This window comes from Enterococcus sp. MSG3299, from assembly GCF_050555765.1.
In the GTDB taxonomy this organism is placed as follows: domain Bacteria; phylum Bacillota; class Bacilli; order Lactobacillales; family Enterococcaceae; genus Enterococcus; species Enterococcus faecalis.
This window is the reverse complement of sequence record NZ_CP187869.1, coordinates 152,256-166,052: the sequence shown is the minus strand read 5'-3', so window position 1 is coordinate 166,052 and position 13,797 is coordinate 152,256. Positions and strand designations below refer to the sequence as shown.

At 40.0% G+C, this 13,797-nt stretch carries 12 protein-coding genes; 7 read left to right on the top strand and 5 right to left on the bottom strand.

Going from position 1 to position 13,797, the window contains the following annotated elements; translation table 11 throughout:
• Positions 1-17: 17 nt before the first annotated feature.
• The 3 genes from IGL23_RS00830 (at position 18) to IGL23_RS00820 (ending at position 3,469) form a co-directional block, all read left to right on the top strand.
• Entirely contained in the window at positions 18-2,369 is a 2,352-nt protein-coding gene (locus tag IGL23_RS00830) for a C39 family peptidase (protein ID WP_113826351.1), read from the top strand.
• 9 nt (positions 2,370-2,378) lie between these two features.
• Entirely contained in the window at positions 2,379-2,756 is a 378-nt protein-coding gene (locus tag IGL23_RS00825) for a hypothetical protein (RefSeq protein ID WP_002379241.1), read from the top strand.
• A gap of 167 nt (positions 2,757-2,923) precedes the next feature.
• Entirely contained in the window at positions 2,924-3,469 is a 546-nt protein-coding gene (locus IGL23_RS00820; RefSeq protein ID WP_033595306.1) for an ATP:cob(I)alamin adenosyltransferase, read from the top strand.
• 47 nt (positions 3,470-3,516) lie between these two features.
• Here IGL23_RS00820 and IGL23_RS00815 read toward each other — a convergent pair whose 3' ends face one another.
• Positions 3,517-4,305 (bottom strand): PhzF family phenazine biosynthesis protein, encoded by a 789-nt coding sequence (locus tag IGL23_RS00815; RefSeq protein ID WP_033595308.1) that lies wholly within the window; start codon positions 4,303-4,305, stop codon positions 3,517-3,519.
• A gap of 1 nt (position 4,306) precedes the next feature.
• The gene (locus IGL23_RS00810) at positions 4,307-5,272 is read right to left on the bottom strand and encodes an ornithine cyclodeaminase family protein (RefSeq protein ID WP_033595310.1); all 966 of its coding nucleotides are present in this window, start codon (positions 5,270-5,272) and stop codon (positions 4,307-4,309) included.
• A gap of 97 nt (positions 5,273-5,369) precedes the next feature.
• On the opposite strand from IGL23_RS00810, the gene IGL23_RS00805 reads away from it, so the two are divergent.
• Both IGL23_RS00805 and IGL23_RS00800 read left to right on the top strand, forming a co-directional pair.
• Positions 5,370-6,782, top strand: coding sequence for a PLP-dependent aminotransferase family protein (locus IGL23_RS00805; protein WP_033595311.1), 1,413 nt, complete (start codon positions 5,370-5,372; stop codon positions 6,780-6,782).
• Positions 6,779-7,222: a MepB family protein gene (locus tag IGL23_RS00800; protein WP_010816961.1), complete on the top strand. Its 444-nt coding sequence runs from the start codon at positions 6,779-6,781 to the stop codon at positions 7,220-7,222. Before IGL23_RS00805 ends, IGL23_RS00800 begins: the two co-directional genes overlap by 4 nt.
• Positions 7,223-7,271: 49 nt before the next feature.
• On the opposite strand, the gene IGL23_RS00795 is transcribed toward IGL23_RS00800, so the two are convergent.
• The 3 genes from IGL23_RS00795 to IGL23_RS00785 all read right to left on the bottom strand — a co-directional run bounded on the left by IGL23_RS00795 (position 7,272) and on the right by IGL23_RS00785 (position 12,559).
• On the bottom strand, positions 7,272-8,540 hold the full coding sequence (locus IGL23_RS00795; RefSeq protein WP_033595313.1) for a RidA family protein: 1,269 nt from the start codon (positions 8,538-8,540) through the stop codon (positions 7,272-7,274).
• A gap of 284 nt (positions 8,541-8,824) precedes the next feature.
• Positions 8,825-11,332, bottom strand: coding sequence for an EndoS/ChiA family endoglycosidase (locus IGL23_RS00790; RefSeq protein ID WP_033595315.1), 2,508 nt, complete (start codon positions 11,330-11,332; stop codon positions 8,825-8,827).
• Positions 11,333-11,542: 210 nt separating this feature from the next.
• Positions 11,543-12,559 carry an NADP-dependent oxidoreductase gene (locus tag IGL23_RS00785; protein ID WP_033595316.1) on the bottom strand — a complete coding sequence of 339 codons (1,017 nt, stop codon included), beginning with the start codon at positions 12,557-12,559 and terminating at the stop codon, positions 11,543-11,545.
• Positions 12,560-12,738: 179 nt separating this feature from the next.
• On the opposite strand from IGL23_RS00785, the gene IGL23_RS00780 reads away from it, so the two are divergent.
• Both IGL23_RS00780 and IGL23_RS00775 read left to right on the top strand, forming a co-directional pair.
• A complete protein-coding gene (locus IGL23_RS00780; protein WP_002356136.1) occupies positions 12,739-13,074 on the top strand; it encodes an ArsR/SmtB family transcription factor in 336 nt (111 codons plus the stop codon).
• On the top strand, positions 13,071-13,751 hold the full coding sequence (locus IGL23_RS00775) for a type 1 glutamine amidotransferase domain-containing protein (RefSeq protein WP_033595318.1): 681 nt from the start codon (positions 13,071-13,073) through the stop codon (positions 13,749-13,751). The genes IGL23_RS00780 and IGL23_RS00775 overlap by 4 nt, the downstream gene beginning before the upstream one ends.
• Positions 13,752-13,797 lie beyond the last annotated feature (46 nt).

Genomic DNA, 13,797 nt, shown 5'->3' with positions numbered 1-13,797 from the left:
TATGAAGGAGTAAATTAATGAAAAAAAGTGTTATAACTAGTTCTATGTTAGCGGTTTTGTTGTCGGGATTTCTCGTTACCCCTATTTCTGCTTACGCTTTGGAACGCTCTAAGGGAACTACTGAAGAAACGGTGGCTTCAGAAACATCTCTAACGGAGCAACAAATGAGTAGCGGTGTCACTGAAGAAATGAATCCAAGCATCATAAATTCTCAAGAGGAAACAGAAACAACTTCCACTTCCTCAACCTCCGATTCCACCACTGAAGTTTCTACATCAGAAGTAACAACTGTTAATGATACAGAAAATAGTAGCGACGATACTGAAACTACTTTGGAAACATCACAAAGTAATGAGGACACACCTGTAGCACCGGCAAAAGCAGAAGAAAAAGTTCCTGATATTAATTATCAGACACATATCCAAGACATCGGATGGCAAGGGGTTGTCAAAAACGGGGAAATTTCTGGGACTAGCAGACGCTCTTTACGTCTTGAAGGAATTAAAATGAATATTTCAAATTCAGATTTGGCTGGATCTGTAGAATATAGAACACATGTCCAAGAAATTGGGTGGCAAGGATATGTGAAAGATAATCAATTGTCTGGTACAAGCGGAAAGTCTTTGCGGCTCGAAGCGATTCAAATTCGCTTAACTGGAGAAATAGCTAACGCATATGATGTTTATTATCGTGTGCATATAGAAGATAAAGGTTGGTTGAATTGGGCAAAAAACAGTGAGTCCGCAGGTAGTCAAAGCGCCGCTAAAAGATTAGAAGCCATTCAAATTAAATTAGTGAAGAAGGGCGAAGCGGCACCTGAAGGATCTGGAAAAGCCTTTTTAATTGGAAATGAAGCAAAACGTCCAGATGAAATCAAACCAACTGTCAATTATCAAACACACGTGCAAAATATTGGTTGGCAAGGGGTTGTCAAGAATGGTGAAATAGCTGGTACAAGTGGGAAAAATTTACAACTGGAAGCAATCAAAATCAACCTGAGTGATGGTGCTCTAGATGGAAATATAGAATACTCTACGCACATCCAAAATATCGGATGGCAAGATTATAAAGCCAATGGGGCATTATCTGGCACAACTGGAAAAAATTTACAATTAGAAGCCATTAAAATTAAACTGGCCGGTGATGTTTCAAGATATTATGATGTCTATTATCGAGTGCATATCCAAGATAAAGGTTGGTTAAATTGGGCAGCTAATGGCGCCCCAGCTGGAAGTCAAGCTGCATCTAAACATTTAGAAGCCATCCAAATCAAAGTAGTTAGAAAGGGCGAAACTGCTCCTAAAGGAAATGGAAAAGCCTTTTTAGTTGGAAATGAAGCAAAACGTCCAGATGAAATCAAACCAACTGTCAATTATCAAACACACGTGCAAAATATTGGTTGGCAAGGGGTTGTCAAGAATGGTGAAATAGCTGGTACAAGTGGGAAAAATTTACAACTGGAAGCAATCAAAATCAACCTGAGTGATGCTGCTCTAGCTGGAAATATAGAATACTCTACGCACATCCAAAATATCGGATGGCAAGATTATAAAGCTAATGGGGCATTGTCTGGCACAACTGGAAAAAATTTACAATTAGAAGCCATTAAAATTAAACTGGCCGGTGATGTTTCAAGATATTATGATGTCTATTACCGTGTCCATATCCAAGATAAAGGTTGGTTGAATTGGGCAGCTAATGGTGCCTCAGCTGGAAGTCAAGCTGCCTCTAAACATTTGGAAGCTATTCAAATCAAAATAGTTAGAAAAGGTGAAACGGCTCCTAAAGGATCTGGAAAAGCTTTTTTAGTTGGCGATGAAGCTCGCACACCAGCAGAGATAGCAAACAGATTACGTGCAGAAAGATTAAAGAAAAAACCTTATTATTATTCTCAACGTGACCCGCAATGGATTAATACTTATATCGGAAACTATACCATTGGCGCAGCAGGATGTGTTCCAACAAGTTTATCTATGATTTTAAGAGGCTCTTACGGTTATAATGTAAATCCTGTCAGTGTTGCAACAAGAATGGCATCTTATGGCGGGTTAAATCAAAGATACTTTGGCGCTTCTGCAACTGATTTAGTGATAACAGCTCAATCATATGGCCGTTCGATCAAAGTTATTAATGATGTAGCTACATTAAACGCCTATCTTTCTGAAGGATATCCTGTTATTTTATATCAAAATGTTGGGATTGGACATGCTATTGTCGTTCATGAGTACAAAAATGGTTACACTTTAACCTATGATCCATACGGTCGCCAGTTTTACTCAGGTTGGGTGTCAACACAAGCACTTTGGAATACTCCGTCAAATGATCCAATTGATTGGACAGAAGGCCGACCATGTTTCGTTATTTTATAGGAGGATATAATGAAAAAAAAACTTATTGTACTATTGTTAGCCTTATTTTTAACGGCATGTAGTAATAATACTGGGGGAAAAAATAGCGACGCTTCATCTACTGAAGTATCAACTAAACAGCAAACTACCCAGTCTTCTAAAAAAGATAGTAGTAATCCGGACACAACACCAACTTCTACATCATCTATAACAATTGAAACAACCGAGAATTTAAAGAATAGAGAATTGAATCCAACAGATGATGTTTCAAAAACTAGACGACAATTGTATGAACAAGGAATTAACAGTTCAACAATTACGGATAAAGAACTAAAGGAATATATATCAGAGGCTAAAGAACAAAAGAAAGATGTGATTGATTATATTAAGCAAAAAATAAATCAATAAAGTTATCTCATATTCATTCCCCCCTTGACTCTCCCTTCACTCTTGGCTATGATTACCTTAGCAAGTACAATGGTGTACTGTGAACAGTTGAGCAACGGCGCTCAAAAAGATTGGCTTTCGTGCATTCTTTTTGAGGGCTTTTTATTTTTAGAAAGTAGGGAAATTGAATGGAAAAAATGTACCGCAGTCCGTATGAAGCGTACCCGTATCTATCTTCTAAACCAGAAGATTTACGATGTGATTTTGAATTAATGACTGATGAATTGGCCTCGATGACAGGTCTTCTACGAGGATATGTGCAACAATTAGACGTCCCTGAACAGCCTGCACTAACAGAAGAACTAGCTAAAATTTGCGAGTTAATCTACCATGTCAATCCAACGACCCGAACAAAATTAACAGTCACAGAGGACGAAATAGCCTGGCTTTTGGAACGTGTCAATGCTATGAATGAACTGACATACGAAGAAAATCGTCCTTTTGTTTTACCGATGGGCACAATCTGTTCCTCTTATGCACACATTTTAAGAGCCAAAGCCAAAGATATTGTTCGTTTACTTTATCGCATGGACTATGGTGGTAAAAAAATTGATTCGCAGCTGTATGATGTAGTCAACTTACTCTCAGGTTACTTTTTCATGTTAGCTTTGTACCTAAATCAGCTCGAAAATGGTGAAGAAGTCCCCTTTGTTTCTCGCAACTATTCTATTTAAAAAGTACACCCACCGCTAACGACGAATTGCTAGCGGTCGGTGTACTTTTATACAGGCAAGTAAGCTTCCCCTTTTGCAAATAGTTTAGCAGTACCACCAATAATGACTCGATTTTCTTTCACTTCACAAGTTAAAAAGCCGCCTCTTGGGGACACTTGATAGGCGGAAAGGGTCGTTTGATTGAGCCGTTTTCCCCAATAAGGAATTAAATTGGCGTGCGCAGAACCACAAACTGGATCTTCGTTAATTCTTAGTTTCGGGAAAAAAGTCCGTGAAACAAAATCCACCGAGTCTCCAGGTGCCGTTACAATGACTCCTACTCCTAAATCCAATGCTTTTAATGCAGAAAAATCTGGTGTGATTTTTGCCACTGTCTCTTCGTCTTTTAAGACAAAAAATAAATCGCGGCCTAAATAAGCTTCATAAATTTTCGCGCCTAAAGCGACTTCATACTCTGGCAAAATTGGAATCCTTTCCGGTAGGATGTAAGGAAAATCTAGATAATAGTATTCCTCTTTTTTGGTCACTGCGAGCGGTCCACTTTGACTAGTAAAATGAAGCGTTTCTTCCGCAACGGAATAATAGTTAAATAACACAAAAGCCGTCGCTAATGTAGCATGCCCGCAGAGATCGATTTCTCGTTCCGGCGTAAACCAGCGCAGGGCGTAACTTTTTCCCTCTTTGACTGTAAAAGCAGTCTCTGACAAATTATTTTCAATCGCAATGTTTTGCATCACCGCTTCTGGCAACCATTTTTCCAAAACATAAACAGCGGCGGGATTGCCTTTAAAAACTTCCTCCGCGAAAGCATCGACAATATAATAGGGATAACTCATTTTAATTCTCTCCTTGTATTTTTTGATAAATGTATTCCGCGCAACACAAATCCTCAACTGCTAAGCCAACCGCATCAAAAATCGTGCGGTCTTTCTGCTCCGCCTTTAGTTTAACTTTGCCAGTCACTAATTCGCCGAGAGAACCTACAATTTTTTCAGCTGAAAAGGCACCTTCTGAAATCGGAATTAAAAGATCCCCGCTTTCTTTTAATGCAGCCGCATACTCATCTACAAACACTTGACTGTTTTTAACAAGGTCGCTTGTTAATTCTCTGGAAGTCGGCGTGAATGTACCAATTGCATTGATATGGGCATTCGTCAAAACGTCTTTTTCTTCTAAAAATGCGTCCTGACTGGAAGTTAGTGTACAGATAATTTCCGCTTCCTGGACGGCTTCTTGGACAGAAGAACAACCAATAAAGGTACATGCGGGGTAATTGTGCTGTTGCTTAGCGATTAATTTTCGTCCGCGTTCTGCTGTGCGGTCATATATAAAAACCTTTTCAATCGCCCGAACGCTTTGTAGCGCTGCGAGATGAGATGAAGCTTGTTGACCCGCACCAATCAAAGCGATACTTTTTACCTCTGGAGCTGCTAAATAATCGGTTGCCAAAGCAGAAACAGCTGCCGTGCGAAGCCACGTAATCGCATTGGCGTCCATCATCGCGACTGGTCTTCCAGTAGAACTATCAAACAATAAAATTTGACCAAGATGCGAGGCCAAATTTTTTTGTGGATTTTCTGGAAAAGCTGTAATGATTTTTGCCCCAAAAAAGCGATTTTTTCCTAAGTAAGCAGGCATTAATGCAAAAAGATTCTGATTTTCCCCATCTGGTAAAACCTCTACATGGCGCTCACTTTGCGAAATTTTTCCTTTTTGCAACTCTGCAAAGCAACGTTTCATCACTTGAATTGCTTCGGAAAACGACAATTGTTGAATAACCCTCTCATAAGAAATAATGTCCATCTGAATTCCTCCCTTTGCGCTATCATAAACCAGACAAACAATACACTCAATGCTATAATTGTATGGAATACAATTTTATAGAAAGGAAGTTCCCCTCATGCCGATTAATTCCTATGAGAACTATGCGTTGTCATGGCGCCCTGTTAAAGAACGTTTAACAAGACCTTATTACCAATCATTGGTTCAACAATTAGAAGCGGATATCTTATCTGGTGCACTTCAAAAAAATGTGAAATTGCCTTCGCAAAGAGAATTAGCTGATTACTTGGATCTGAATTTCACGACGATTGGTCAAGCCTATAAACACGCTATGGAAAAAGGCTTACTTTATACCAACATCGGTAGCGGCACTTTCGTTTCTCCCAACGCGTTTTACTCAATTACAATCTCTACCAACCAAGTAGCGGACCATCTAATTGATTTAGGGCTGGTTAGTTCCTTTGATATGTGTAATCAGCGGATTTTACCTTTTATTGAATCAGTTAGTAAAAATGCGGCCCTTAACAGTTTGCTAAATTATCGCGATCCTTTAGGTACGCACTTTCAACGAGCAACCGCTGCCGAATGGCTTCAGACACAAGGCGTTCGGACCAATGCCGAAGAAGTTGCCATTGTATCTGGTGTCCAGAATGGGCTGGCCGTGACGTTAGCCGCCGCTTTTTCTCCAGGTCAGCGGATTGCCGTAGATCGATACACGTATTCAAATTTTATTGAACTCGCCCAGCTTTATCATTTAGAAATCGTCCCGATTGGCTATGATTCCGAGGGGATGGACCCAGAGCATTTACTGCAAGAATGCAAAAAGAAAAAAATACACGGTATTTTCTTAATGCCCGCATGTAATAACCCGATTGGTTTCCAAATGTCTAGCGCCCGCCGAATGACTTTAGCTGAAATCATTCAGCAAGAACACTTATGGGTAATTGAAGATGACATTCATTCTTTTTTAACAACTTATGCACAGCAAGCAGTTTTACCAACGTTTCAAGAACTCTTACCTCAACAAACGATTTACTTAGCGGGGATGACAAAGTTTGTCTGTACAGGCTTACGCATTGCGTACCTTGTTTTCCCTCCGCTTCTTCGCCAAGAAATAGAGCGTGCGATTTTTAACATTAACGTTAAAACTTCTGGCTTTGATGCTGAAATTGTCACCCAAGTCTTACGCTCACCAGTTGCAGAAGAATTAGTGATAGAAAAATTGGCTTTAACAAAACAAGCCAATGACTTATTTGATGCCATTTTTGGGTTAGCTAGACCTAGCAATCCTTTGCCGTACTACCGAACTATTCCCCTTTCTACCGAAAAAACGGCGCCGCAAATTGAACAAGAATTTCTCCAAAATGGGGTACGTCTTTTTCACTCGAGCCGCTTTACTGTGCAAAATCAGCCAGATGCTTTTTTACGAATTTCCTTGGCCTCCAATCAGCTTGAGGTATTGGCGAAAGGATTAACCATTATCCAAGAACTCTTACCGACATTAAACGAAAAGAAAGGACATTCCCTATGAATTCATTGCCAATACTTGAAAAAGCAGTGGGCGCGATCACCCTGCTTTCCGAAGAACAACAAAATGCCGAATATGAAGGCTTTTTATGCCAAGTTAATGAATCGCAACAACTTATCCGCAGTCGCTTAGCCAAAAAAACGCCGAAAAAAGAAGGCTATTTTGTAGCCTTCTGGGAAAAAAATCAACAAAATCAGAACGAAGCCTTTGATGCAACGGAAGCCCCTGAAATGTTAGCAATTGTCATTTCTGATCAAGAAAAGCAAGGTCTCTTTCTTCTGCCGAAAGAATGTTTAATCCAACAAAAAATTCTCAAAACGCACCAACAAAAAGGCAAAATGGCAGCCCGTTTTTATCCTTCTTGGTGCCAAAACCTTAATCAAACCGCCAAAAAAACACAAAAATGGCAACTAGCTTACTTTACTGATTTATCTAAATACTAAAAACGTCAGCTGGCTTCAGAAGCCAGCTGACGTTTGTTTCTTCTACTGTTTAACCAATTGGTGGCGTACCTTCTGCGTTCCCAGCAATCGCTTCGATTTGAATCTGGGCACCTTTTGGTAAATCCGTCACACCAATCACTCTTCTGGCAGGCGTGCCTTCAGGGAAGTACGTTTGGTAGACGTCATCTACTGCCGCCAGCTCTTCAATCTCTTTCACAAAAATGTTCACTTTCACCAGATCAGCTAAGCTGTGATCCACACTTTCAATAATCGCTTTGATGTTTTCTAAACATTGCGTCGTTTGTTCCTTGATTCCGCCAGCGACTAACGCATTTGTTTTAGGGTCCAATGGTAGCTGAGCTGATAGATGGTTGTAATGAGAAAAAGCAACAGTTTGTGTCGAAAATGGACACTTCGGTGCGTGATCTGTATTATTTGCTTCAATAATTAATCCATGTCGATCTTCAATCGCTTGTGGTGGCGTACCATCCCCATGAGAAACCACCGCTTCTACTTGCACCGCCGCGCCCACTGGTAAATCAGCAACAGTAATCACTGTTCGTGCTGGCATATAATTGACCGTGCGCGCAATTCCTGAATCTGGGAAAAAAGCGGCATATACTTGATTGACAGCTTCCAACTTAGATAAATCTTTTAAATAAATATTGACCTTCACAATATCATCAAAAGGCACATCAATACTGGTTAAAATGGCTTTTATGTTTTTCAAACATTGTTTTGTTTGCGTTTTAACACAGCCAGCCACAACTCTGCCCGTTTGAGGATCTATAGGCAATTGTGCAGACAGATTGTTATAGTGAGAAAACGCGACCGTTTGACTGGCTAGAGCATCAATTGGTGCCTGAACAGTCTGATTTGTTAATTTAATTAAATCCCCAGCTTGAGGTGCATTAGGGATAGTTCCTTCCCCATTTGAAACAAGTGCCTCCATTTGAACAGAAGCGCCTAACGGCAAATCTGCGACGGCGACCACTGTTTTAGCTGGATAATAATGGGTAAAAAAGGCCGCATAGACCTCCTCAACTGCGGCAGCATCCCGCATATCTTTGACAAAAATGGTCATTCTGACAATGTCACTCATCACATGGTTGATATTTTCAACAACCGCTTGGATATTTTTCAAACATTGTGTCGCTTGGGCCCGAATGCCACCTTCTACCAATTGTCCAGAGGTTGGCTCAATAGGTAATTGTGCCGACAAATGATTGTAGTGGGAAAATGCGACTGTTTGGGCTGCGAGAGGATGCTTTGGTGCACGCTCTGTATTTCTTGCTAAGACGATATTTTCATTACTCATAAATCTACTCCCTTTTTTAGCATTCCAACAAAAATGATTCCGCTTACATTTCCAAGCATTAAACTTCCAACAAGCTCCTTTTTATTTTCCTGCTTTTCTATTAATGGTGATAGCTTTCCACCACCACTTCTTTCAGTCTACAATAAGAACAGGAACATTTCAATAAGGCAATCCTAAATTAATTGTTGGCACTCAAACAAATCTTCTTCAGTTAAAGAAGACTGGCACGAATCAAGCTTGATTCGTGCCAGTCTTTATAGATAACTCGTTAGCTATAACTAGTTTTATTTAACCACCATATACTCACGATAATTTTCCGAGAACGTATCCATTAGCGTATAAATTCGTTCAAAATCATAGTCACGACGAGGGTCATCATACCAAACACATTGAATACTTCCAATAATTGGAAGATTCGGGCTACCTGCTGGCACATCTGTAAATGCTTTTTTCGACATATTTGCTAAAGCATCATCATATTGATAAATGCCAGAATCAACATTGCCAGCTACCCAATACCACGCATCATTGGTATTAAAAATTTTGTGTCCTTTTTGAACAAAGTACTCAGGTTTGGCTACGTCATATCCGCTCCAACCGGCTGTCCAATAAGAAATAATAATCTCTGGGTCAAATGTACCGAAAGAATCGTCACTGTTGTAATAAATGCCATCATTGAAGCTCATTGGCTGCATGCCCGCATCTTTAATTATTTTAGCTAAATCATTCGCATAAGCGACAAAATCCTTGTAGCGCCCAGAAGATTGCAGTTTTGCCCAACCGCCTGTATCGACATCATTTGCATACTCATCGCCACCAAAATTGAAAATTTCACTATGCGCGGAAAAATAAGCCACGTACTTACTGATAATTGCCTTTGTGAAATTCACTGCCTTTTGGTTCCCTAAATCTACTGTTCGTTTTGAGCCATCAAAAGCGGGATTTTTAATCGCTAGTTTTTCCATAGCCACTAACAAGGCATCCATATGTCCTGGACTGTTAATCACGGGAATGATGTTGATGTTGCGCGCTTTCGCAAAAGCCAACAACCGATCCATTTCTTTTTGTGTTAACGCGTTGCCATTAGGGTCATTGTAATACGCGTTGTTGCCTCGTTGGATTGCTTTTGAAACCCGGTTGTGGTTGTATTTTTTACCATTCACATTGACCGACATATCATCCAAGATAAACCGTAAGCCATCATTTCCTAAAATTAATTGGACATCTGTGTACCCATTTTGACTGGCTTTGGCCACTAATTCTTCCAGTTGTTCCACGGAAAAATATTTTCTTCCCGCATCAATGGAAAAGACACTTTTTAAAGGTTGTGTTTGTTTCTCTTTTAAATTATCCAAAGCTGTTTGGACCTCCGTTTGCCAAGTAGTCACTTGCGCGGCTGTATACGTTTTTCCCGCAAGTTCTGTTGCGACTGTCTCTTTTGTTGTTTGTAGTGCTTGAATCGTTTCTGGTGTATAGCTTTCTGCCTTTTCAATGGCTGCAACTGCTTGATCCAACGCACGATATAAAGTGGTTAAGTCAATGGCTAACAGGCCTTTTTCTAATTCAGCATCATAGGTATTTGAAAGCCCTTGGCCATAATCGCCACCTAAAATAGCTTTATTCACATCATAAAGCGTCGTTGCTTGTGTCACTGCTTCTGCGGCTTTATTTTGTGCTTCAAGGTCTGTGTTGGCGTAGCTAATTCGTTTTAAATAGTGTTGCGCAGCCGCTTTCATCTCTCCAAGAGAAACGCCTTTACTCTCTGCAATGGCCGTTTTTGTCCAAAGTAAATTAGAAGGTTTTATCTGATTTAAATCGTCTTCATTATAGGTGCGACCATCGCGATCTAAGGCATAGAGGAACATGCCCCCTAAATTATTTTCATAAGAATAACGAGCTACTTTATACATGTTACTTTCCATATACGGCTCTTTTGTGTCATACCAGCGGTTGCGATCTTGCTCTTCTGGGAAAGTTAATCCTGGAACAAATCGTTCCCCATTGAGAACCGGACTTAAATTATTTAATGCTCGTTGCGTGCGTTGGTCATCGCTGCCATACTGTTGATAAGCGAGAAAATCGAAACAGTCACTGACATCTTGTAAAGGTGGTAAATATTCTGCATTGGTATCATACAAAAATGGACGATCCGTTCCCGACTTCGGTCCAATGTATTTTGATAATGCACGAATGACACCATTAGATAGAACAATATCTTTTTCACTTGGACGAGTTTCCATGTCAATATCTAACCCATCAATTCCTAAATCATCGACAAATTTGGTTAACAGCTCTTTCGCATAAGCATCAAATTCTGCTTCTGTAGGCGTTGTTCCTGCATAAGGAACTTTTAATAGCTCGCTATAATCAATCCCACGAACTAAACGAACACCTCGTGCATGTAATGCTGGCGCATACTCATTTTTTAACGTATCATAAAATAGCTGTGCAAGTGCTTCTTGTCCTTTTGGCACATAACTAAAGACATTCACAATGTCAATACCATAAGGAATATCGTGCATCGTTAGCCAATTTTCATCTGGCAATGTTGTATTAACTCCTTGCATCGTTTTGTCACGCCAAGCCCGATAATAAACCATAAAATGTTTCTCTTGGGTCGGCTCATTGGCTTGGCTGATCATTGGTTGATGAAACAGACTAAATAAGATAAACGCCAAGCCAACCAATAACGAAAGACCCAGCCAACTGACAATTGTTTCTCTGTTTTCTCCTTTTCTTGTCGATAAATTGTTCCCCACTTTGAACACCATTCCTTTCTGCACTCCGTTCATTTTTGTGTATCCGCCTAAAAAGAAAGCGCATACACAACCATCAATAGAATAACAAAAAATAACGAATTTGCAAAATAGAAACTGGAAAAATGAGGATTTTCTATAAAAATCTTTTCCCGCCTAAAATCACTTTTGTTAGACGGCGTTTAAATGGTAAATTTTGAGACTTGCAAGAAAAACAGGCCTATTTTTCTTGCAAGTCTCCTTTACTTAGTCGTAATCAACATCGGCGATTTTCACAACAATTTTCCCTTGTGCTCGTCCTGTCAGTGAATAATCCACCGCTTCTTGAATTTGTCTAAAAGGAACGACTCGGTCAATAATCGGCTGTAATTTCCCCTGTTCAATGAACTCAGTGAGTAAAGCTAATTGCTCGCCATCTGGACGCATAAACAAAAAATGATAACTAACATCTGTGGCTTGCTCCAATCGATGAATCTTGCGGGTAGCTATTTTAAAGGCCCATTGTTTCCAAAGCGGCAAGCCATACTCTTTAGCAAAACGTTCGTTGGGAATGCCTGACAATGTAACGACTTTTCCCTGAGGTTTAACCACTGAGAAAGCTTTTTCTAAGATTGTCCCCCCCATTGTATCAAACACATAATCGTAGTCGGATAAAACTTCTTCAAAATTTTGTGTCCGATAGTCAATCACTTCATCTGCTCCCAACGCTTGAACCCATTCTTTATTTTTACTACTCGTTGTGGTGGCAACGTAAGCGCCCGCTAGTTTTGCTAATTGAATCGCAATGGTTCCAATCCCTCCTGAACCTGCTTGAATCAGGACTTTCTGGCCTGGCTGTACATTCATAATATCATGTAGCGCTTGATAACTTGTCAAACCGACTAACGGAATGGCCGCAGCTTCTTCAAACGTTAAATTTTTAGGCTTCATAGCTACAGCCGCTTGATCCACAGCAATATATTCAGCAAAAGTTCCCACGCGATTTTTGGGTACTCGTCCGTAAACTGCATCGCCCAGCCTAAAATTTTGAACATTTTTTCCAACAGAGACAACAATCCCAGCAAAATCACTGCCTAAAATCAGTGGCATTTGATAATTTAAAAGCATCTTTACTTTGCCATCTTTTGTTTTTAAATCAATCGGGTTGATACTGGCAGCGATAATTTTGACCAAAACATCATTGTCATGAATGGTGGGTAAGGGCACCTCCTCGATTGCTAATTCTTTTTGTCCGTATTTATGAATTAAAGCGGCTTTCATCATTGAATCTTTCCTCTCTTTCTATCCCTTCTATCGGTTTAAAAGTTTAAACCTTTAATCAATTAGTATCTTAACGAAGAATGGGATCCACGTCAAGTTTCAGCCCTCAGCGTATTTTATTGACAAAAAACACGAAAAATGGTTTAATCGTTTAAAAATACGAACCAAAGAGGCGAAAGAATATGAAAGAATTAGAAGAAATTCAAACAGAATTTACTGCGCTTAGTGATTTTTTAATCGCATTGGGTGATGAAAAACGCCAAGCAATTATTATTGCACTGTTAGAAGACCAAGCCTGTGTTGGCCGTCGTGTCACTGAGTTAACAGAGGCGACACAGCTCTCACGCCCCGCTGTTTCTCACCACTTAAAAATTTTGAAACAAGCCAAATTAATTGATTGTCGCAGTGAAGGAACTAAAAATTATTACTCTCTTTCTCACGATACCACCAAAATTGAGCAACTCCAACAACTATTGACCCACATTACGTCGATTATGCCAGGGAGGAAGCAAGCATGAAAAAAATTCTCGTGGTCCTCACAAACGTCTCCCGTTATCACGGCACCGAAGAACCAACGGGCCTCTGGCTAGGTGAAGCCACGGAGTTCGTGGAAGAAGTAATCAAAGCAGGATTTTCAGTTGACTATGTTAGTCCCCAAGGAGGCTATGTCCCTTTGGATCCCCGGAGTATGAAATATGTAGATTCATCCATTATGGCAGTTTATGAAAGTGCTGATTTTCAAGAACGAGCGCTAGCACATTCCCTCTCTCTTGAAGAAATTGAGCCAGATGAATACGCAGCAATTTACTTTACAGGAGGCCATGGCGTTATGTGGGACTTTCCTGATAATCCTCAGTTGCAAGCAATCACTCGTAGCCTTTACGAACAGGGCAAATACCTAACTTCTGTTTGTCACGGAATTGCTGGCCTTTTAAATGTCAAAGATGCGTCAGGAAATTATTTGATTGCAGATAAAACCATTACTGGCTTCACTACTGCAGAAGAAATTTTAGCCATGAAAAAAGCAGTTGTTCCTTTCTTAAACGAAACAATTGCCAAAGAACATGGTGCTACTTTTGCGAAAAAGCGTCCCTATAAAGAATTTGCCTATCAAGATGGCCGTATAATCACTGGGCAAAATCCTTTTTCTGTCCGCGCTGTCGCAAGATTGTTAATTCAACAACTATCAAAATGAAACAACAGCGACTACTTTTAGGTAGTCGCTGTTGTTTCATTGCTTC

Excerpts from the sequence above, each read along its gene's own strand:
- IGL23_RS00830 (WP_113826351.1), top strand. The coding sequence starts at position 18 with ATGAAAAAAAGTGTTATAACTAGTTCTATGTTAGCGGTTTTGTTGTCG.
- IGL23_RS00825 (WP_002379241.1), top strand. The coding sequence starts at position 2,379 with ATGAAAAAAAAACTTATTGTACTATTGTTAGCCTTATTTTTAACGGCA.
- IGL23_RS00820 (WP_033595306.1), top strand. The coding sequence starts at position 2,924 with ATGGAAAAAATGTACCGCAGTCCGTATGAAGCGTACCCGTATCTATCT.
- IGL23_RS00815 (WP_033595308.1), bottom strand. The coding sequence starts at position 4,305 with ATGAGTTATCCCTATTATATTGTCGATGCTTTCGCGGAGGAAGTTTTT.
- IGL23_RS00810 (WP_033595310.1), bottom strand. The coding sequence starts at position 5,272 with ATGGACATTATTTCTTATGAGAGGGTTATTCAACAATTGTCGTTTTCC.
- IGL23_RS00805 (WP_033595311.1), top strand. The coding sequence starts at position 5,370 with ATGCCGATTAATTCCTATGAGAACTATGCGTTGTCATGGCGCCCTGTT.
- IGL23_RS00800 (WP_010816961.1), top strand. The coding sequence starts at position 6,779 with ATGAATTCATTGCCAATACTTGAAAAAGCAGTGGGCGCGATCACCCTG.
- IGL23_RS00795 (WP_033595313.1), bottom strand. The coding sequence starts at position 8,540 with ATGAGTAATGAAAATATCGTCTTAGCAAGAAATACAGAGCGTGCACCA.
- IGL23_RS00790 (WP_033595315.1), bottom strand. The coding sequence starts at position 11,332 with ATGAACGGAGTGCAGAAAGGAATGGTGTTCAAAGTGGGGAACAATTTA.
- IGL23_RS00785 (WP_033595316.1), bottom strand. The coding sequence starts at position 12,559 with ATGATGAAAGCCGCTTTAATTCATAAATACGGACAAAAAGAATTAGCA.
- IGL23_RS00780 (WP_002356136.1), top strand. The coding sequence starts at position 12,739 with ATGAAAGAATTAGAAGAAATTCAAACAGAATTTACTGCGCTTAGTGAT.
- IGL23_RS00775 (WP_033595318.1), top strand. The coding sequence starts at position 13,071 with ATGAAAAAAATTCTCGTGGTCCTCACAAACGTCTCCCGTTATCACGGC.